At 38.7% G+C, this 20,322-nt stretch carries 19 protein-coding genes and 1 tRNA gene; 18 read left to right on the top strand and 2 right to left on the bottom strand.

All coding sequences use genetic code 11. The annotated features are described in order from the left end of the window. Nucleotides 1–49: 49 nt before the first annotated feature. The 18 genes from rpmG (at nt 50) to OFN73_RS03960 (ending at nt 18,820) form a co-directional block, all read left to right on the top strand. Nucleotides 50–220 carry a 50S ribosomal protein L33 gene (gene rpmG, locus OFN73_RS03875; RefSeq protein ID WP_270859320.1) on the top strand — a complete coding sequence of 57 codons (171 nt, stop codon included), beginning with the start codon at nt 50–52 and terminating at the stop codon, nt 218–220. Nucleotides 221–226: 6 nt separating this feature from the next. Then, nucleotides 227–302 (top strand) — tRNA-Trp (locus tag OFN73_RS03880). A gap of 14 nt (nt 303–316) precedes the next feature. After that, on the top strand, nt 317–490 hold the full coding sequence (gene secE / locus OFN73_RS03885) for a preprotein translocase subunit SecE (protein ID WP_270859321.1): 174 nt from the start codon (nt 317–319) through the stop codon (nt 488–490). 12 nt (nt 491–502) lie between these two features. Continuing rightward, the gene (gene nusG / locus OFN73_RS03890) at nt 503–1,033 is read left to right on the top strand and encodes a transcription termination/antitermination protein NusG (protein ID WP_270859322.1); all 531 of its coding nucleotides are present in this window, start codon (nt 503–505) and stop codon (nt 1,031–1,033) included. A gap of 23 nt (nt 1,034–1,056) precedes the next feature. Beyond that, complete coding sequence (gene rplK / locus OFN73_RS03895) at nt 1,057–1,482, top strand: 50S ribosomal protein L11 (RefSeq protein WP_270859323.1); 426 nt, start codon at nt 1,057–1,059, stop codon at nt 1,480–1,482. A 59-nt stretch (nt 1,483–1,541) separates the two neighbouring features. After that, on the top strand, nt 1,542–2,243 hold the full coding sequence (gene rplA, locus OFN73_RS03900; protein WP_270862319.1) for a 50S ribosomal protein L1: 702 nt from the start codon (nt 1,542–1,544) through the stop codon (nt 2,241–2,243). A gap of 125 nt (nt 2,244–2,368) precedes the next feature. After that, on the top strand, nt 2,369–2,848 hold the full coding sequence (rplJ, locus tag OFN73_RS03905) for a 50S ribosomal protein L10 (protein ID WP_270859325.1): 480 nt from the start codon (nt 2,369–2,371) through the stop codon (nt 2,846–2,848). Nucleotides 2,849–2,871: 23 nt separating this feature from the next. Beyond that, nucleotides 2,872–3,249, top strand: coding sequence for a 50S ribosomal protein L7/L12 (gene rplL, locus OFN73_RS03910; protein WP_270862320.1), 378 nt, complete (start codon nt 2,872–2,874; stop codon nt 3,247–3,249). A gap of 93 nt (nt 3,250–3,342) precedes the next feature. Continuing rightward, nucleotides 3,343–7,479 (top strand): DNA-directed RNA polymerase subunit beta, encoded by a 4,137-nt coding sequence (gene rpoB / locus OFN73_RS03915; protein ID WP_270862321.1) that lies wholly within the window; start codon nt 3,343–3,345, stop codon nt 7,477–7,479. Then, nucleotides 7,476–11,990: a DNA-directed RNA polymerase subunit beta' gene (gene rpoC / locus OFN73_RS03920; protein WP_270862322.1), complete on the top strand. Its 4,515-nt coding sequence runs from the start codon at nt 7,476–7,478 to the stop codon at nt 11,988–11,990. Before rpoB ends, rpoC begins: the two co-directional genes overlap by 4 nt. 105 nt (nt 11,991–12,095) lie before the next feature. Then, nucleotides 12,096–12,485, top strand: coding sequence for a DoxX family protein (locus OFN73_RS03925; protein ID WP_270862323.1), 390 nt, complete (start codon nt 12,096–12,098; stop codon nt 12,483–12,485). Between the two features lie 91 nt (nt 12,486–12,576). Continuing rightward, the gene (locus OFN73_RS03930; protein ID WP_270862324.1) at nt 12,577–12,864 is read left to right on the top strand and encodes a type II toxin-antitoxin system RelB/DinJ family antitoxin; all 288 of its coding nucleotides are present in this window, start codon (nt 12,577–12,579) and stop codon (nt 12,862–12,864) included. A gap of 1 nt (nt 12,865) precedes the next feature. Continuing rightward, nucleotides 12,866–13,126, top strand: coding sequence for a type II toxin-antitoxin system RelE family toxin (locus OFN73_RS03935; protein WP_270862325.1), 261 nt, complete (start codon nt 12,866–12,868; stop codon nt 13,124–13,126). Between the two features lie 97 nt (nt 13,127–13,223). Beyond that, on the top strand, nt 13,224–14,885 hold the full coding sequence (locus OFN73_RS03940) for an AIPR family protein (RefSeq protein WP_270862326.1): 1,662 nt from the start codon (nt 13,224–13,226) through the stop codon (nt 14,883–14,885). A gap of 199 nt (nt 14,886–15,084) precedes the next feature. After that, the gene (gene rpsL / locus OFN73_RS03945) at nt 15,085–15,459 is read left to right on the top strand and encodes a 30S ribosomal protein S12 (protein WP_270859212.1); all 375 of its coding nucleotides are present in this window, start codon (nt 15,085–15,087) and stop codon (nt 15,457–15,459) included. A 74-nt stretch (nt 15,460–15,533) separates the two neighbouring features. Next, nucleotides 15,534–16,004, top strand: coding sequence for a 30S ribosomal protein S7 (rpsG, locus tag OFN73_RS03950; RefSeq protein ID WP_270859211.1), 471 nt, complete (start codon nt 15,534–15,536; stop codon nt 16,002–16,004). A gap of 9 nt (nt 16,005–16,013) precedes the next feature. After that, a complete protein-coding gene (fusA, locus tag OFN73_RS03955; protein WP_270862327.1) occupies nt 16,014–18,089 on the top strand; it encodes an elongation factor G in 2,076 nt (691 codons plus the stop codon). Nucleotides 18,090–18,292: 203 nt separating this feature from the next. Continuing rightward, the gene (locus OFN73_RS03960; protein WP_270862328.1) at nt 18,293–18,820 is read left to right on the top strand and encodes a hypothetical protein; all 528 of its coding nucleotides are present in this window, start codon (nt 18,293–18,295) and stop codon (nt 18,818–18,820) included. Between the two features lie 141 nt (nt 18,821–18,961). On the opposite strand, the gene fldA is transcribed toward OFN73_RS03960, so the two are convergent. Then, entirely contained in the window at nt 18,962–19,453 is a 492-nt protein-coding gene (gene fldA, locus OFN73_RS03965; RefSeq protein WP_270862329.1) for a flavodoxin FldA, read from the bottom strand. A gap of 3 nt (nt 19,454–19,456) precedes the next feature. Continuing rightward, on the bottom strand, nt 19,457–20,203 hold the full coding sequence (locus OFN73_RS03970; protein ID WP_270862330.1) for a hypothetical protein: 747 nt from the start codon (nt 20,201–20,203) through the stop codon (nt 19,457–19,459). Nucleotides 20,204–20,322: the final 119 nt, after the last annotated feature.

The following is a 20,322-nucleotide window of genomic DNA, read 5'->3' on the forward strand; positions in this document are numbered from 1 at the left end:
ACAGACGGATTTTCGAATCCGTCTGTTTTTTTAAATTTAAGGAAGTAATATGGCAAAAAATTCAAGTAGAGTAAAAATTGGTCTAAAATGTTCTGAGTGCGGAGATATCAATTACAGCACTTATAAAAACAGCAAAACAACAACAGAAAAATTGGAACTTAAAAAATACTGCCCTAGATTAAAAAAACACACACTTCACAAGGAAGTTAAGCTTAAATAAGTTTATAGGGCAATAGCTCCAACGGTAGAGCGCCGGATTCCAAATCCGATGGTTGGGGGTTCGAATCCCTCTTGCCCTGCCACGAGGATAGGGATTATGGAAAAAATTAAAGAATATTATAGACAAGCAAGAATAGAATTAGATAAGGTAATTTTTCCAACAAAAGAGCAAACAAGAACTGCTTATATTTCAGTAGTTGTTGTGGTTGTGGTCATAGCGTTATTTTTGGCTTTGGTAGATTTTCTAATGTCTACTGCAATTACTGCATAGAAAGGTTTTTTTATGGCACATAAATGGTATGCAATTCAGACTTATGCTGGCAGTGAAATGGCAGTAAAAAATGCTATCGAAGCTCTAAAAGCTGATGAGATGCTTGCGGATAAAATCGGTGAGGTTTTAGTTCCCACAGAAGATGTTATCGAGGTCAAAAACACAAAACAAACTATCAAAGAGAGAAGTTTATATCCTGGATATTGTTTTGCAAATTTAGATTTAGACACTACTTTGTGGCATAGAATTCAAATTTTGCCAAAAGTTAGTCGCTTTATCGGCGAGGCTAAAAAACCTTCTCCTTTATTGGAAAAAGATATCGCAATAATTCTTGAAAAAATCAATAATCGTCAAGCACCAAAACCAAAAATCAATTTTGATGAGGGCGAGACTGTTAGAATTATCGATGGACCATTTGCGAATTTTAATGGTATTGTCGAAGAGTATGATATGCTTCACGGCAAGCTTAGATTAAATGTTTCTATCTTTGGTAGAAGCACGCCGATTGAAATTTCATATTCACAAGTCGAAAAGATAATTTAAAAATTTAATAAGGAGTATAGTAAATGGCTAAGAAAGTTGTTGGTGAGATTAAATTACAAATCGCCGCTACAAAAGCAAATCCAAGTCCGCCAGTTGGTCCAGCTTTGGGTCAAAAAGGCGTAAATATTATGGAATTTTGTAAAGCATTTAACGAGCGCACAAAAGATATGGCAGGTTATAATATCCCTGTTGTTATCACTGTTTATGCTGATAAAAGCTTTACATTTATCACAAAACAACCACCTGCGACAGATTTGATTAAAAAAGCAGCTAAAATCGACAAAGGTTCAGACAATCCTTTGAAGAAAAAAGTTGCGACTTTAACAAAAGCGCAAGTTTTGGAAATCGTTGAGAAAAAAATCGCTGATTTAAATACCAACGATCGCGAACAAGCAGCTAGAATCATTGCTGGTTCTGCACGCTCTATGGGTATTACCATAGTAGATTAATCTTTTGACCGCTAAGATTTAAATAAAAGCGGTAGCACTTTAAAATTGCGGAGAAATATATGTCAAAAAATTCGAAAAGATTTAATGAACTTTTGAAAAAAGTTGATTCTAATAAACTATACAATATATCTGAGGCTATCGATACAGTAAAAGGTCTAGCATCTGCTAAATTTGACGAAACTGTTGAAATCGCTCTTAAACTAAATGTAGATCCACGCCACGCAGACCAAATGGTTCGCGGCTCTATCGTTTTACCAGCTGGCACAGGAAAAACTGTCCGCGTTGCTGTTATCGCAAAAGATGCAAAAGCAACTGAGGCACAAGAGGCTGGTGCTGATATCGTAGGCGCAGATGATTTAATCGAGGAAATCCAAAAAGGTATTATAAATTTCGATGTTCTTATCGCTACTCCAAATTTAATGGGATTAGTCGGTAAAGTAGGTAGAATTCTTGGACCAAAAGGCGTAATGCCAAACCCTAAAACAGGTACTGTTACAATGGATGTAGCACAAGCTGTCAAAAATGCAAAAGGTGGTCAAGTAAATTTCCGCGTTGATAAACAAGGAAATATCCACGCTGGTCTTGGAAAAGTAAGTTTTAGCAAAGAACAACTTTTGGATAATGTCACAACATTTATCAAAGCCATTAACAAACACAAACCAGCTACTGCAAAAGGTAGATATGTGACTCATGCAGCACTTTCGCTAACTATGAGCCCAGCTGTTACTCTTGATAGCCAAGAAGTTATTGATTTAAAATAAAAATTTAAAATTTTTATCTTAGATTGGAGATAGTTCAAGGTCGCTTTGACTTAATTGATTTAAATTTAACTAGCTTAAATTTAAATCTCTTGGCTTGAAATCACCGATCGGAAAGGAGAAACCTAATGACGAGAGATGAAAAATCACAAATCGTAGCAGAACTAAGCGAAGCTTTCAAAAATAGCGAAGCTATTGTTATATCTGATTTCAAAGGTCTAGATGTTAAAAAACTAGAAGAACTTAGAAATAGCGCTCGTGAGCTTGATGTAAAAGTCAGAGTTATCAAAAACACATTAGCAGCTATCGCTTTGAAAAACGCCGAAAAAGATGGTATGAGTTTCAAAGATACAAATATTTTCTTATGGGGCGATCAACTTTCAGTATGTAAAGTTGCTGCTAAATTTGAAGAGAAAAACGAAGCATTTGCACTTAAAACTGCTTATGTCGATGGTGAAGTTACTAGCATCGAAAAAGTTCGCGCGCTTTCAAAAATGCCAAGCAGAGACGAGCTTATCGCAATGTTACTTCAAGTCTGGAACGCACCGATTCAAAATTTTACAATCGGCTTAAATGCGCTTAAAGAAAAAAAAGAACAAACAGCATAAAATAAAAATTTAGGAGAAAAACAATGGCAATTACAAAAGAAGATGTATTAGAATTCATTTCTAATCTTTCAGTTTTAGAGCTTAGCGAATTAGTTAAAGAATTCGAAGAGAAATTCGGCGTTAGTGCAGCTCCTGTTATGGTAGCTGGCGCAGCAGGTGCAGCAGCAGGTGCAGCAGCAGCTGAGGAAAAAACTGAATTCGATATCGTATTAGTTGATGCAGGCGACAAAAAAATCAATGTTATTAAAGTCGTTCGTGCTCTTACAGGTCTTGGTCTTAAAGAGGCAAAAGACGCTACTGAGTCTACACCATCTGTTCTTAAAGAGGGCGTTAGCAAAGAAGATGCTGAAAAAGCTAAAAAAGAGCTTGAAGAAGCAGGCGCTAAGGTCGAACTTAAATAATCTCGCAAAATTTATTAGTTTTGCAAATCATAATGTGTGTCGGTGCGTGAGTGCCGACACTTCTTTCTTAAAATACAACTACGAGGTAGTAGAATGTTAAATAGCTTATATTCAGGTAATCGTCTTAGAGTTGATTTTTCTAAGGTCCCAAAAGATATAGAGATACCAAATTTATTACAATTACAAAAAAAAAGTTTTGATCACTTTTTAAATCTTGATAACTCAAATGCAGATAGTGGTATAGAAAAAGTCTTCCGTGCTATCTTTCCTATTCATGATGCTCAAAACAGACTAAGCATCGAGTATGTAAGTAGCGAGCTTTCCAAGCCAAAATACTCGATTAGAGAGTGTATGGAGCGTGGTCTTACATATTCTGTAAATTTAAAGATGAAAATTCGCCTAATCGTGCATGAGCGAGATGATAAAACAGGCGAAAAAATCGGCGTAAAAGATATAAAAGAACAAGATATTTATATTCGCGATATTCCGCTTATCACCGATAGAATTTCATTTATCATCAACGGTGTCGAGCGTGTCGTGGTAAATCAACTACACAGAAGTCCTGGCGTTATTTTCAAAGAAGAAGAGAGCCCGACTGTATTAAACAAACTAATCTACACAGCCCAAATCATACCAGATCGCGGCAACTGGCTATATTTCGAATACGATGCGAAAGATGTATTGTATGTGCGCATTAATAAACGACGCAAGGTTCCTATTACTATACTTTTCCGCGCACTTGGATATAAAAAACAAGACATTATAAAACTATTTTATCCGATTAAAACAATCTATGTCAAAAAAGGCAAATTCTTAACAGATTTCGATCCAAAAGAGTATGCTGGCAGACTTGATTATGATATCATCAACGAAAAAGGCGAGGTTTTGCACCAAGCAAGCAAGCGTTTAACTCTAAAAAAAGCTGAAAAATTGGCAGAAGAGGGGTTAAAGCTTATAGAATACCCAGCTGAAATTTTAGCAGAGCGCCACTTAGCAGACGCGATTTTTGATAAAGATAGTGGCGAGGTTATATACGATTCGCTTGCCGCGTTAGATGAAGCCAAGCTAGTCGCTATTGCAAATTCACAGAAAAAATTTACAATCGCAAACGACCTAGCTAGCGGTGTCGATGCCTCTATCATCAACTCATTTGCCCAAGATAGCGAAGCTCTTAAAATTTTACAACAAAGCGAAGGCGTTGATGATGAAAATGATTTAGCAGCTATTAGAATTTATAAAGTTATGCGCCCTGGCGAGCCAGTGGTTAAAGAGACTGCAAGATCGTTTGTAAATGATCTGTTTTTCAACCCTGAAAGATACGACCTTACAAAAGTCGGCCGTATGAAAATGAACCACAAACTTGGCAACGAAACACCAGAGTATGTAACGGTGCTAACTAACGAAGACATTATAAAAACAGCAAAATATTTGATAAAAGTTAAAAATGGCGAAGGCTTTATCGATGATAGAGATAATCTAGGCAATCGTAGAATTCGCTCTATCGGCGAGCTTTTGGCTAGTGAAATGCACCTTGGATTTATCAAGGTTCAAAAAGCTATAAAAGATAAATTTGCAAGTATTAGCGGAAATATCGATGAGCTTATGCCTTATGATTTTGTCAATCCAAAAATCATCACAACTACACTTATGGAATTCTTCACAGGCGGTCAGTTAAGCCAATTTATGGATCAGACAAACCCACTTAGCGAGGTTACTCACAAGCGTCGTTTATCTGCTCTTGGCGAGGGCGGTTTGGTTAAAGAGCGCGCTGGATTTGAGGTGCGCGATGTCCATCCGACTCACTATGGTAGAATTTGTCCAATCGAAACCCCAGAGGGTCAAAACATCGGTCTTATCAATACCCTTGCAACTTACGCTAAGGTAAATGATTTAGGCTTTGTCGAAGCTCCTTATAAAAAGGTCGTCGATGGCAAGGTAACAGACGAAATCGTTTATCTAACTGCTACACAAGAAGAGGGTCATGTAATTGCTCCTGCTTCTGCTAAATTAGACGAAAACGGCGCGATTATCGAGGAAATGCTAGAAGCTAGAAAAGACGGCGAAAACCTTATGGCTAGACGCGAGGACATCACTCTAATCGACCTTTGCTCTGGTATGATTGCTGGTGTGGCTGCTTCACTTATTCCATTTTTGGAGCACGATGACGCGAACCGCGCACTAATGGGTTCAAATATGCAACGCCAAGCAGTTCCACTTCTATACGCAACTGCTCCGATTGTAGGCACAGGTATGGAGGCGACTATCGCTAGGGATTCTTGGGAAGCGATTAAAGCTAAAAGAGCCGGTGTGGTCGAAAAAGTAGATAACAAAAATATCTTTATCTTAGGCGAAGATGAAAAAGGTCCGTTTATCGATCACTACTCAATGGAGAAAAATTTACGCACTAACCAAAACACGACATTTTCTCAGCACCCAATTGTGCGCAAAGGCGATAGTGTCAAAGAAGGACAAATCATCGCAGACGGCCCTAGCATGGACGGTGGCGAGCTAGCTATCGGTAAAAATGCTCTAATCGCGTTTATGCCATGGCATGGTTATAACTACGAGGACGCCGTCGTAATGAGCGAGAAGATGATTCGCGCTGATGAATACACAAGCGTGCATATTTATGAGAAAGAGATTGAAGCCAGAGAGTTAAAAGATGGTGTAGAAGAGATCACCAGAGATATCCCAAATATCAAGGAAGAAGAGCTTTCTCACCTTGATGAGAGCGGAATTATCAAAATCGGAACTCATGTCAAACCTGGTATGATTTTGGTAGGAAAAGTAACTCCAAAAGGCGAAGTAAAACCAACCCCAGAGGAAAGACTTTTAAGAGCGATTTTTGGCGAAAAAGCAGGACATGTGGTAAATAAATCACTTTATGCGACAGCTTCTATGGAAGGCGTGGTAATCGATGTCAAAATTTTCACCAAAAAAGGCTATGAAAAAGATCCTAGAACAAACAAAGCTTATGAGGACGAAAAGACAGAGTTAGAGCGCGAGCATCACGATAGACTTTTGATGCTGGACCGCGAAGAAATGCTAAAAGTCGTAGCATTGCTATCAAAAAGCAAGCTAGAAAGCGCGCAAAGCCTAAATAAAAAAGAGTATAACAAAGGCGATATTGTCAGCAAAGAAGAGCTTGAAAGCTCAAACCGCTTTACGCTAAATTCGTTTATCAAAGGTTACTCTAAGAAAATTCAAAAAGAGTATGAGGATTTGAAAAACCACTTCCAAAACGAAAAACGAAAGCTTAAAGAAGAGCACGATGAAAAAATCGAAATTTTGGAGAAAGATGATATCTTGCCAAGTGGCGTAGTAAAACTAGTCAAAGTCTATGTCGCAACTAAACGCAAACTAAAAGTCGGCGACAAAATGGCTGGACGCCACGGAAACAAAGGTATCGTATCAAATATCGTCCCAGAGGTCGATATGCCATACCTTCCAAATGGTCAAAGAGTAGATATCGTCCTAAATCCGCTAGGCGTTCCAAGCCGTATGAATATCGGTCAAATCATGGAGAGCCATTTAGGTCTAGTAGGCTGGCGTTTGGGCGAGCAAATCGCTGAAATTTTAGAGCAAAAAACTGGCGAGTGGCTAAAAGAACTTCGTGCTAAAATGATTGATATTGCAAATGTTTCTAAGCTTATGGACGCTAAGAAAACGCTAGAAAAAATCAGCGATGAAGAGCTTTTGAAATATGCCAGAGATTGGAGCAAGGGCGTTAGATTTGCAGCTCCGATTTTTGAGGGAATCGTGCCTGAGGATTTTGCGAAACTATTTGAAATGGCGAAAATCGACGCTGATGGCAAAACCGAGCTTTATGATGGACGCACGGGCGAAAAGATTAAAGAGCGCGTAAATGTGGGTTGTATGTATTATCTCAAACTCCACCACCTTGTCGATGAAAAAGTCCATGCTAGAAGCACAGGCCCTTACAGTCTTGTTACACAGCAACCAGTCGGCGGTAAAGCGCTATTTGGTGGTCAAAGATTTGGAGAAATGGAAGTTTGGGCGCTTGAAGCTTATGGCGCGGCATATACCTTGCGCGAAATGCTAACCGTCAAATCAGACGATGTCGATGGTCGTTTGGCGGCGTATAAAGCACTTACCAGAGGCGAAAATGTTCCAACAACAGGAATTCCTGAGACATTTTTTGTTTTAACAAACGAGCTTAAATCACTTGCTTTGGATGTTGAAATTTACGGAAACGGGGAAAAGAAATGAGCGAAAACAATAGCTTAGAAAAAATTGAAATTAAAGAAGACGGTAGAGTTCAAGATTTTGATGTATTTGCCATAAGACTTGCTAGCCCTGAGCAAATCAAAAATTGGAGCCACGGCGAGGTTAAAAAGCCAGAAACTATCAATTATCGCACGCTAAAACCTGAACGAGACGGCTTGTTTTGCGCTAAAATTTTTGGTCCAGTAAGGGATTATGAGTGCATTTGCGGAAAATATAAAAAAATGCGCTACAAAGGCTGGAAATGCGAAAAATGTGGTGTAGAAATCACTAGTTCTAAGGTTCGCCGCACACGCATGGGACATATCGAGCTAGTTACCCCAGTAGCGCACATTTGGTATGTAAATTCGCTCCCTAGCCGTATCGGCACGCTTTTGAATATCAAAATGAAAGATTTAGAGCGCGTGCTTTACTACGAGGCGTATATCGTAGAGAGCGCTGGTAGTGCGTATTATGATAACGAAAACACTAAAAAAGTCGAAAAATACGATGTTTTAAACGAAGAGCAATACCAAAGCTTGCGCGAGAGATTTGAGCAAACTGGTTTTGTGGCTAAAATGGGTGGCGAAGTTATCAGAGATATGCTAGCAGATCTTGATTTGGTCGAAATTCTTTCAAATTTGAAAGAAGAAATGGCTAGCACAAATTCAGAATTAAAGAAAAAAAATATAATCAAACGCCTAAAAGTCGTAGAGAGCTTTTTAAATTCTGGCAACAAACCAGAGTGGATGATGATTACAAATTTGCCAGTTCTACCAGCGGATTTAAGACCGCTAGTTAGCCTTGACGGCGGTAAATTTGCGGTTTCAGATGTCAATGATTTATACCGCAGAGTTATCAATCGCAACACTCGCCTTAAAAAACTTTTAGAGCTTGATGCGCCAGAGATTATTATTCGCAACGAAAAACGCATGCTCCAAGAAGCTGTCGATGCTCTATTTGATAACGGCAGAAAGGCAAACGCTGTAAAAGGCGCAAACAAACGCCCACTAAAATCTCTAAGCGAGATTATCAAAGGAAAACAAGGCCGTTTCAGACAAAATTTGCTTGGAAAACGCGTCGATTTCTCTGGTCGTTCAGTTATCGTCGTAGGTCCAAATTTGCGTATGGATCAATGCGGTCTGCCAAAAACAATGGCATTAGAGCTATTTAAACCGCATTTGATAGCTAGACTTCAAGAAAAAGGCTATGCAACAACCGTAAAACAAGCCAAAAAAATGATTGAGGGCAAGGTAAATGAGGTTTGGGAGTGCCTAGAAGAGGTCGTTAAAGGCCACCCTGTCATGCTAAACCGTGCGCCGACACTTCACAAAATGTCAATTCAAGCATTCCACCCAGTGCTAATCGAGGGTAAGGCTATTCGTTTGCACCCGCTTGTTTGTGCGGCTTTCAACGCTGACTTCGACGGCGACCAAATGGCTGTGCATGTTCCACTAAGCCAAGAGGCAATCGCAGAGTGCAAAATTTTAATGCTAAGTTCTATGAATATCTTGCTTCCAGCTAGCGGTAAGCCTGTGGCTGTGCCTTCGCAAGATATGGTTTTGGGAATTTATTATCTTAGCCTTGAAAAAGCCGGCGCAAAAGGCACAAACAAAATTTTTGCCAATGTCGATGAGGTTATGGTCGCTGTGGAGGCGAACTCTCTTGATATCCACGCTAAAATCAAAACTATGGTCGATGGTCGCATTATCTTTACGACAGCTGGTAGATTGGTCATCAAATCGATCTTACCTGATTTTATCCCAGATACATTGTGGAATAAAAAATTAAAGAAAAAAGATATCGCAGAACTAGTTGATTATGTCTATAAAAATGGCGGTTTGGAAGTAAGTGCTGAATTCCTAGATAACCTTAAAAATTTAGGTTTCGAATCCGCTACAAAAGCTGGAATTTCAATCGCTGTTTCAGATATCATCGTGCCAAATTCTAAGTCAAATTTGATCGAGGACGCGAAAAATCAAGTCCGCGAAGTCCAAAACCAATACTCTGGCGGTTTGCTAACTGAGGGCGAGAGATATAATAAAACTATTCAAATTTGGACAAGCACGACTAAAAAACTAGCCGATGAGATGATGGATTTGATGAAAAATGACAAAGACGGCTTTAACTCAATCTATATGATGGCTGATAGTGGCGCTCGTGGTAGTTCAGAGCAAATTCGCCAATTAGCTGGTATGCGTGGTTTGATGTCTAAGCCAGATGGCTCGATTATCGAGACCCCGATTACATCAAATTTCCGTGAGGGACTAGATGCAAACGAATACTTCATCTCAACCCACGGTGCGAGAAAGGGTCTAGCCGATACTGCGCTTAAAACGGCAAATGCTGGTTACCTTACTCGTAAGCTAATCGATGTCGCTCAAAATGTCCGCGTTACAATCCATGATTGTGGCACACACGAGGGTATCGAAGTAACTGAAATCGTCGAAAACGGAACTTTGGTCGAGAATTTAGCCGATAGAATTTTGGGTCGCGTGCTAAGTGCAGATGTGATTGATCCAGTTTCAAATGAAATTTTATTTACCGAGGGCACACTTCTTGGCGAAAAAGAGGTTCGCACTATCGTAGATGCTGGAATTAAATCAGTTAGCATTAGAACTCCGATTACTTGCAAGGCTCACAAGGGCGTTTGCGCTAAATGCTATGGCGTGAATTTGGGCGAGGGCAAACTGGTAAAACCAGGCGAGGCTGTCGGTATCATCTCAGCTCAATCAATCGGCGAGCCAGGAACGCAACTAACCCTAAGAACCTTCCACGCAGGTGGAACGGCTGCTACTGATCAACAAGCAGATAAGGTCATCGCTAGTGATGAGGGCTATATCAGATATTACAATGTCAAAACTTATGAAAACAATGGCAAAAATATCGTAATGAACCGCCGAAATGCTGCTGTGCTTTTGGTCGAACCAAAAATCAAAGCTCCATTTAGCGGTAAGGTAAGCATAGAAGTAACTCACGATGATGTCAATATCTCTGTAAAAAGCAAAAAAGATGAGGTCAAATACAATATCCGCCGCCACGATTTGGCTAAACCAAACGAACTAGCTGGTGTTAGCGGTAAGGTCGAGGGCAAATACTATATCGTTTGCAAAGACGGCGATAATATCGAAGAAAACGAGAGTTTGGTCGAAATCATCAAAACAGACTGGAATATCCCAGCTCGCGTGCCGTTTGCTAGTGAAATTTGCGTCCAAGACGGCGAGCCTGTAACTCAAAAAATCAAATCAGGCGCAGTTGGCGAGATCAAATATTTCATCTTAAAAGGCGATTATTTAGAGCGTCTAAAAGATATCAAAAAGGGAAATATCGTAACCGAAAAAGGTATGTATGCTGTAATCTCTGATGAAAACGGCAGAGAGGCTATCAGACACTATATCCCACGCGAATCTGTGCTTGTATTTAACGATAATAGCAAGGTTAAATTTGATGATATCATCGCAAAACCTAAAAAAGAAGAAAACACCGTAATCGCTCAATGGGATCCATATACTACCCCTGTGGTAGCTGAGTGCGCTGGTGTGGTTAGCTACGAGGATATCGAGCCAGGTTACACTGCTACTGAGCAATACGATGAAGCGACAGGACATAGTAGCTTGGTGATTAATGAGTATTTACCGCAAGGCGTAAAACCAGCTATCGTAATCACACCTAGCAAGGGCGAGCCGATGAAATACAATATCGGACCAAAAACTCAAATTCTTGCAACTAGCGGAGATGAGGTAGCGATCGCTGATATCCTAGCTAGGACACCAAAAGCTGCTGCGAAATCGAAAGATATCACAGGTGGTTTGCCACGCGTTTCTGAACTTTTCGAAGCGCGCAAATCAAAAAATACCGCTATCATCGCTGACATCGACGGAACTGTGAGATTTGGCAAACCTATGAGCTCAAAAGAGCGCGTAATCATCGAGGGCGAGGACGGCACTGTGGCTGAGTATCTAATCGATAAATCTCGCCAAATTCAGGTCCGAAACGGTGAGTTTGTCCATGCTGGCGAAAGGCTAACTGACGGCTCTATTAGCTCACACGATGTGCTTAGAATTTTAGGCGAAAAGGCACTTCATTACTACCTAGTTAGCGAAGTTCAACAAGTCTATCGCTCACAAGGCGTTGCGATTAACGATAAACATATCGAAATCATCGTATCTCAAATGCTTCGCCAAGTCCGCATTATAGATAGTGGCGATACTAAGCTAATCATTGGCGATTTAATCAGCCGCCGCAGGTTTAAAGAAGAAAATGAGCGCATTATGAAAATGGGTGGCGAGCCAGCGATCGCTGAGCCAGTGCTTCTTGGTATCACAAGAGCGGCTGTGGGAAGCGATAGCGTGATTTCGGCTGCTTCCTTCCAAGAGACTACTAAGGTTCTAACCGAGGCAAGTATCGCGGCGAAATTTGATAGATTAGAGGACTTGAAGGAAAATATCATTTTAGGTCACATAATCCCAGTCGGAACCGGTCTATACAAAGACAAAGAAGTCAAGCTTAAAAAATAATTTTGGGGGCGAAATTTCGCCCCTTTTTTAAATTTTAAAATTTTAGAATTCTTGAATTTTGCCAAATTTTAAAATTTTAAAATTTCGCCACAAAAGGGACTATCTATGCCTAAATCATTTCCAAATTTTGGATTATTAATGCTTCGTTTGACGCTTGGAGTCTGCCTTTTTATGCATGGCGTGGCAAAGATAATGAACGGTGTGGGCGGTATAAAGGGTATGCTGGGTGCAAAGGGATTGCCTGAGTTTATCGCGTATGGCGTGTATTTGGGCGAAGTCGTCGCACCAGTGATGATAATCATCGGCTTTTTCACCCGCGTGGGCGCGCTCATCGTGCTTGGGCTGTGCGGCGTGATATTTTATCTAGCGCACCCTGATTTTTTGGCATTATCAAAACACGGCGGATTTGAGGCGGAGATTTTATACCTTTATATCGGAATTTCACTTTGCTTGCTGGCCTGCGGCGGCGGACGCTTTGCGATTGTTAAAGATTGAATTTATAATTTATTTTGACATTTCTTATTTGTATGAATTAAAAATATGATATAATACAAAATCAATCAAATTTCATACAAAAGGATTTAAAATGGCTACAAGTTTAATACAATTAAGAGTAGATGAGAAGTTAAAAAAACAAGCAGATGAGTTGTTTGCTGATTTGGGGCTTGATACTACAACGGCTCTTAGAATATTTTTAAAACAAGCCTTAAAAGTAGGCGGTTTGCCGTTTAAGGTTTTGAAAGAGAAACGAAATGGCTATTCGCTAGATGAAGCCCCGAGTATCAAAGAAATAAGAGCCGAAATTCAAAAAATGCCAATATCGGAGCAAGAAGCATTAAGAGCAGAAGTTAGAGCTCAAATGTTTGGTGAATAAAATGTATAAAATCAGACTTGTAAAAAAAGCAGATAAACAGCTTACAAAAATTAAAATTGGCGATAAAAAAAGTGCAGAGCGAATTGTGATATTTTTGGAAGAGCTTGAAAAAATAGAAAATCCTTTTGCGTTGAAAAACTGTGGCAAAATGGAAGGATACGAAAATCGCTGGAAATGGTATGTAGGAATTCATTACCGAGTAATCGGCGAAAAACACAACAATAGAAATAATAGAAATTTCCACAAGAGAAAATGCGTATAAATAAAAATTTGCAGTGAGAAATTGATTTAAAGTAATGATAAATTTGCGATTTTATTGTAAAATAACATATTAATAATCTGATTTTAAAGGTAATGAAATGGAACAAAATTTAAGCCAAAAAAGAATAATAAAAAACTTAAAGGGTTTATTTGAAAATAAATTATCAAAAAAAGACGGAAATTTTGTTATAGATGAAAATAAATTCTTATCAATGTCATTGGCTGGATTAGCAATTATGATGAAAACCGGGATAGATGAAAATGAAGCTACACAATATATAACAGACGGTTTTAACGATTGTGGAATAGATGCACTTTATTATGATGAAAAACAAGAAAAATTATTTATTATACAGAGCAAATTTTCAAATGGAAATAATGGAATTCAAGAAAGTGATATATTAAAATTTATTGCAGGTATTTCACAAATTTTAAATTTAAAATTTGATGATTGTAACGATAAAATAAAAGCTATGCGAAATAAAATAGAGACTGCATTAGATAAAGCAAAAATATATCTTATTCTAATACATAATTCGAGCCAAAATTTACCACCAGTCAGTCTTAAACACATAAATGATTTTGTAAATTCTACTAATTCTGATGGAATAGAAATATTAAAATTTGAAGAAGTAAAAAATAAAGATATATATGAATTTTTATGTCAAGAAAACATAAAAGAAATGGATTGTATATTGAATAATTGGGGAAATATTAATGAGCCATATAGGGTATATTATGGAATATTATCTGCAAAACAATTAGGTTTGTGGTATAAAGAATATGGCAATTTATTATTTTCTCAAAATATTAGATTTTACAAAGAAAATACAGAAGTAAATACTGGCATAAAAGAAGTTTTGAAAAATGAGCCAGAGAATTTCTTTTATTATAACAATGGAATAAAAATACTATGCAGTTCTGTTGAAAGAACAAGTGTTAAAGCAACGACAAAAGACACTGGCACATTTAAATTGAAAGGCGTTTCTATAATAAATGGAGCACAAACAACTGGTGCAATAGGAGAAATTTATAACGAAAATAGCGATTTATTGGAAAGTGTAAAAGTTTTTGTTCAACTTATAGAAATAAATGAGAATAGTAAAAATATAGATAAAAATACAATTACAAAATTATCAAATACACAAAATAGTATTAGTAGTAAGGATTTTGTCTCATTAGATTCAAATCAAGCTAGATTAAAAAATGAATTCGAAAACTTAGGTTACGAATATGTATATAAATCTGGCTCTAAGGAAATACCAAACGATAAAAAAATTGTGCTAGATGAATTAATTATTGCTTTGGCTTGTCTGCAAGAAGATGTAAAATTAATAGCCGTAGCAAAAGGTAGAGTTGGTGATTTAACGGGGAATAATGGTTATTATACAAAATTATTTAATGAAAGAACAAAAGCAATATCCGCAATCAATGCTGTTAAAGCAATCAGGATAATTCAAAATATAATTGATGAATTAAAAAAATTAGATGAAAATAAAGAACTATTAGGAATTTTAGTTCATGGTAATAGATTTATTCCATATTTAATTTTACAAGATCTAAATTTAGACAATCAGTTGTCAAGTCAAATACAGGAATTTAATAAAGAAAATATAAAATTGGCGATTATACAAAAATGCTACGATATATTAAATATAGTTCGACAAAATAATGAGTGGGAAGAAAAATATTATAATATATTTAAAACCATAAATAAATGTGAAAGTATTTATAGGGAATTACAAAACAACATGTGCTAGATAAGTAGGGTGGCATCCTTGTCCACCGAAAAATTTGGCAACCTTATGGTGGGCAAAGATACCCACCATACATTTAAATTTAATAAGTAAAATATCTACATTTCTTAGAAAAAGCATAAATTCATAGTAGTTTAAGTAATTTTTTTGTAAAATCAATCTCTTTTTTATTTAATAAATTTTTTGATGAAAGGAATTTACTGTGCCAACCATAAATCAATTGGTCAGAAAAGAGCGCAAAAAAGTGACTGTAAAGTCAAAATCACCTGCGCTAAAAGAGTGTCCTCAAAGACGCGGAGTTTGCACCAGAGTTTATACAACAACTCCTAAAAAACCAAACTCAGCTTTGAGAAAAGTTGCCAAAGTAAGGCTAACAAGCGGTTTTGAAGTCATCAGCTATATCGGCGGTGAAGGTCATAACCTACAAGAACACAGCATTGTTCTAGTTCGCGGCGGTCGTGTAAAAGACTTACCGGGTGTTAAATATCACATTGTTCGTGGTGCGCTTGATACCGCAGGTGTCGCAAAAAGAACAGTTTCTAGATCTAAATACGGTGCTAAACGCCCTAAAAAATAGTTTAGCTAAGACAGATTTAACCCTTGGTTTTGGTTAAATTTGAGTAAAATTTTCAAATTTGAAGGAATAATAAAATGAGAAGAAGAAAAGCTCCCGTAAGGGAAGTTATGCCTGACCCAATTTATGGCAATAAAGTAATCACTAAATTTATTAATTCACTTATGTATGACGGCAAAAAAAGCGTTGCGACTGAGATTATGTATGGTGCGCTTGATTTGATCGACAAAAAAGGCGGCGAAGCCAAAGGTATCGATGTTTTCAACGACGCTATCGAAAATGTAAAACCACTTATGGAAGTTAAATCTCGCCGTGTGGGTGGTGCTACATACCAAGTTCCAATCGAAGTTCGCCCTGCTCGCCAACAAGCTTTGGCAATCCGCTGGATCATCACTTTTGCTAGAAAAAGAAGCGAAAGAACTATGATCGAGCGTTTAGCTTACGAGCTACTTGATGCAGCGAATTCAAAAGGTTCTTCATTTAAGAAAAAAGAAGATACTTACAAAATGGCAGAAGCTAATAAAGCATTTGCCCACTATCGCTGGTAGGAGAAAACTATGGCAAGAAAAACTCCACTTAATCGTGTTAGAAATATCGGAATTGCCGCTCATATCGACGCCGGTAAAACAACAACAAGCGAAAGAATTCTATTTTTCACAGGTATGAGCCACAAAATCGGCGAAGTGCATGAGGGTGCTGCTACTATGGACTGGATGGAGCAAGAGAGAGAAAGAGGTATTACTATTACTTCTGCTGCGACTACTTGCTTTTGGAACGATCACCAAATCAACCTAATCGACACCCCAGGCCACGTTGATTTTACTATCGAAGTTGAGCGCTCAATGCGTGTTCTAGACGGCGCTGTTTCTGTATTTTGTTCAGTCGGTGGCGTGCAACCACAAAGCGAGACTGTTTGGAGACAAGCAAACAAATACCAAGTCCCAAGAATTATTTTCGTAAATAAAATGGACCGTGTAGGCGCAAATTTCTTCAATGTCGAGCAACAAGTCCGCGATAGATTAAAAGCTACACCAGTTCCGATTCAAATTCCAATCGGCGCAGAAGACAACTTCAAAGGCGTAGTTGATTTAATCACTATGAAAGCCCTTACTTGGGACGATGCAAAAGGCCCAAGCGCACCAGAAGTAGGCGAAATTCCAGCTGAACTAAAAGAAAAAGCACAAGAATATCGCGACAAAATGATTGAAGCAGTCGCTGAGACAGATGAAGCTTTAATGGAAAAATATTTCGCAGGCGAAGAGCTAAGCGAGGCAGAGATTAAAGCTGGTATCAAAAAAGGCTGCCTAAGCCTAGCATTTTTCCCTATGATGTGCGGAACAGCTTTCAAAAACAAAGGCGTTCAACCACTACTTGACGCTGTCGTAGCCTATCTACCAGCTCCAAACGAAGTTCCAGCTATCAAAGGCGTTTATGAAGACGGAAGCGAAGCAGAAGTTCTATCTACTGATGACGGCGAATTCGCAGGTCTTGGATTTAAGATTATGACTGACCCATTTGTCGGCCAGCTAACTTTCGTTAGAATTTACCGCGGTATGTTAGAGAGCGGAAGCTATGTAATCAACTCTGGCAAAAACAAAAAAGAGCGTATTGGACGACTTTTGCGTATGCACTCAAACAAACGCGAAGAAGTCAAAGAGCTTTACGCTGGCGAAATCGGCGCGATTGTAGGCCTAAAAGATACACTTACTGGTGATACACTAGCTAGCGAAAAAGACAAAGTTATCTTAGAGCGTATGGAATTCCCAGATCCAGTTATCAGCGTCGCAGTTGAGCCAAAAACAAAAGCAGACCAAGAAAAAATGGGTATCGCACTTCAAAAACTTGCACAAGAAGATCCAAGCTTCCGCGTAGCAACTGACGAAGAGAGCGGTCAAACAATCATTAGCGGTATGGGTGAGCTTCACCTTGAAATCATTGTCGATCGTATGCTACGCGAATTCAAAGTCGATGCAGAGGTTGGCCAACCACAAGTCGCTTATCGCGAGACTATCCGCAAATCTGTCGAGCAAGAATACAAATACGCTAAACAATCAGGCGGTCGCGGTCAATACGGCCATGTATATTTGCGCTTAGAGCCATTAGAGCCAGGTAGCGGATATGAGTTTGTCAATGACATCAAAGGTGGTGCGATTCCAAAAGAATATATCCCTGCTGTCGATAAAGGCTGCCAAGAAGCTATGCAAAGCGGTGTTTTAGCAGGATATCCAGTAGAAGATGTCAAAGTTACCGTATATGACGGAAGCTACCACGAAGTCGATAGCTCTGAAATGGCGTTTAAACTAGCTGCTTCAATGGGCTTTAAAGAGGGCGCACGCAAAGCTGGTGCAGTTATCTTAGAGCCTATGATGAAAGTCGAAGTAGAAACCCCAGAAGAGTATATGGGCGATGTAATCGGCGATCTAAACAAACGCCGCGGCCAAGTAAATAACATGGGCGAACGCGGTGGAAACAAAATCATCGACGCTTTCTGCCCACTTTCAGAGATGTTTGGTTACTCAACTGACCTTAGAAGCCAAACACAAGGAAGAGCTACTTACTCAATGGAATTTGACCACTACGATGAAGTTCCAAAAAATGTAAGCGAAGAAATTATCAAAAAACGCAACGGCTAAAATTTAGCCCGTTTGATACTTCACACAGGGATTTGGCGAATTTGCCAAATCCCTTTTTTATTTCTGTAAATTTACCCTTTGAAATTTTAAACTCGTAGATTGACTTCGTTGCTTTGCTCCTTGCAATGATAATACTGCGTGAAATTTGCAAATTTAAACAAAAAACAGGTAAAATTCGGCGAATTTTAAAAAAAGGAAATTTTATGAGTTTTAAATTTAACGAGCCAGATATAAAAGCCTTAGATAGCGTTTTAAAGCCGTTTTCAAGCGTAGGAAAAGAGTGGATGCTAGTTAGCAGCGGCACTAGCGAAAAATACCCACACTACAACACAATGACCGCCTCATGGGGTGGATTTGGCTATCTTTGGGAAAAGCCAGTAGCGCACATCTACATCCGCCCGCAACGCCACACCTTCAAATTTAGCGAAAAAGGCGAGCTTATGAGCCTTTCGTTTTTTGAGCCTGGACATAAAAAGGCTCTGGCATATTGTGGCAAAATCAGTGGAAAAGACGAGGACAAGGCCGCAAATTGCGGGCTAAATTCGGTTTTGTTAGAGCGGGATTTAATCGGTTTTAAAGAGGCAAATTTGATACTAAAATGCAAAAAACTCTATACTTCGTATTTTAAAGAAGAGGATTTCATAAGCTCGCAAGAGCCTGAAATGTGGTACTCTAACAAGGATTTTCATAGAATTTACATTTGCGAAATTTTGGGATTTTACACAAAATAAATTTTAAAATTTAGGTTTAGAAGTGGCGAGATTTCGCCACTTTGGTTAAAATTGCGCCACTAAATTTCGCGGCGCAGTATCTTAAAAAGGCGCACAAAATTTTAAAATTTCGCGGCACAGTATCCCCCAAACTAGATAAATTTACGCCAAATTTGGCTTTATTTGCTCCACCCACGCGCTAATTCTAGAATCCGTCAAATCGCTTTGGTTGTCGTTATCTAATGCAAGTCCTACGAATTTGCCATCTTTTACGGCGTTGCTAGCGTCAAACTCATACCCCTCAGTGCTCACCGCGCCTACGATTTTTGCGCCTTTTGATGTGAATTGTTCGTATAATTCCGCCATTGCGTTGCAGTAGGCGTCCGAGTAGCTAGCACTATCGCCCATGCCAAAGATCGCCACAGTTTTGCCTGTAACTTCAAGAGCGCTAAAATCGAAGCTCGCCCAATCGTCCTGCAACTCGCCGTCGTTCCAAGTCGAGCTTCCTACGATGAGCGAGCTGTATTTGCCAAGCTCGCTAGGGGCGATATCGGCGACATTTACGACCTCATTTTCTATGCCAAGTTGCGCTGAAATCGCCTTTGCGGCGTCCTCTGTGTTGCCCATAGAGCTACCAAAAATAATTCCTACCATGTTTTATCCTTTCAAAAAAATTTTATTATTTATGCTGTAAGGGACGAGTTTGAGAGTGAAATCCGGCGCGAAAGAGTGGGATTTGACCTCGATATGACGGCGAAAATGCTCACTTCTAGGATAGACTAGATATAGCGTGTCTAGATTTAGGTGCGAATTTTGCGAGATTGCAAGGGCGATGTCGCTTTGAATACCTGCGCCGTTTGCGTCGCCAACCTGCCTAAAAAAGGGCAAAATTCCAAGGCGAAATTCGCCCTTTTGTATGACGATAACCTCGCCATTTAGCGAGATTTGGCAGTTTTTGTTTTTGTATGAAATTTTGTCAAACACGAAATTTTTAAATCCGCTTGAAGCATCGAAATTAATGCCAAATTCGCCGTTGTTTTGAAGCAGGGCGATGATTTTGGCGACTTTGAGTTTTGGCAAGCTCGCGCAAAGTGGAGCCTTTTTGCCCTGTAAAAATGAGTAAATGATTAAATTTGAAGTAAGGCAAAATTTGGTTGTTTTTTTGAAATTTAGGCTGTTTTTGGCGAGTGAAAATTTGATAAATTTATCAAAAATTTGGCGAATTTTGGTGCAATTACGGCTAAATTTATGCGGGATTTGATAAGCGCTACCAAGATTTGCGTTATACAGCGTCAAAAAAATTTGGCAAACTTGCTCTTTGCAAAATTCTTTAAAAATATCTGGCACGAAATCTTTGTTTCCAGCAAAGCCGAAAATTTCGTTATTTGGTGTGAAATTTTTCATCGCTAACCTTTTATATTTTGATATTTGATATTATTATAGTGGATTGTAGATTAAATTTAACTGATACCAAATATCATAAAAGCAAAAATTTCACACTAAATTTTGAAATTTCACGCAAA

Origin of the sequence: Campylobacter sp. JMF_14 EL1, from assembly GCF_027737585.1 — a bacterium.
Taxonomy (GTDB): Bacteria; Campylobacterota; Campylobacteria; order Campylobacterales; family Campylobacteraceae; genus Campylobacter_B.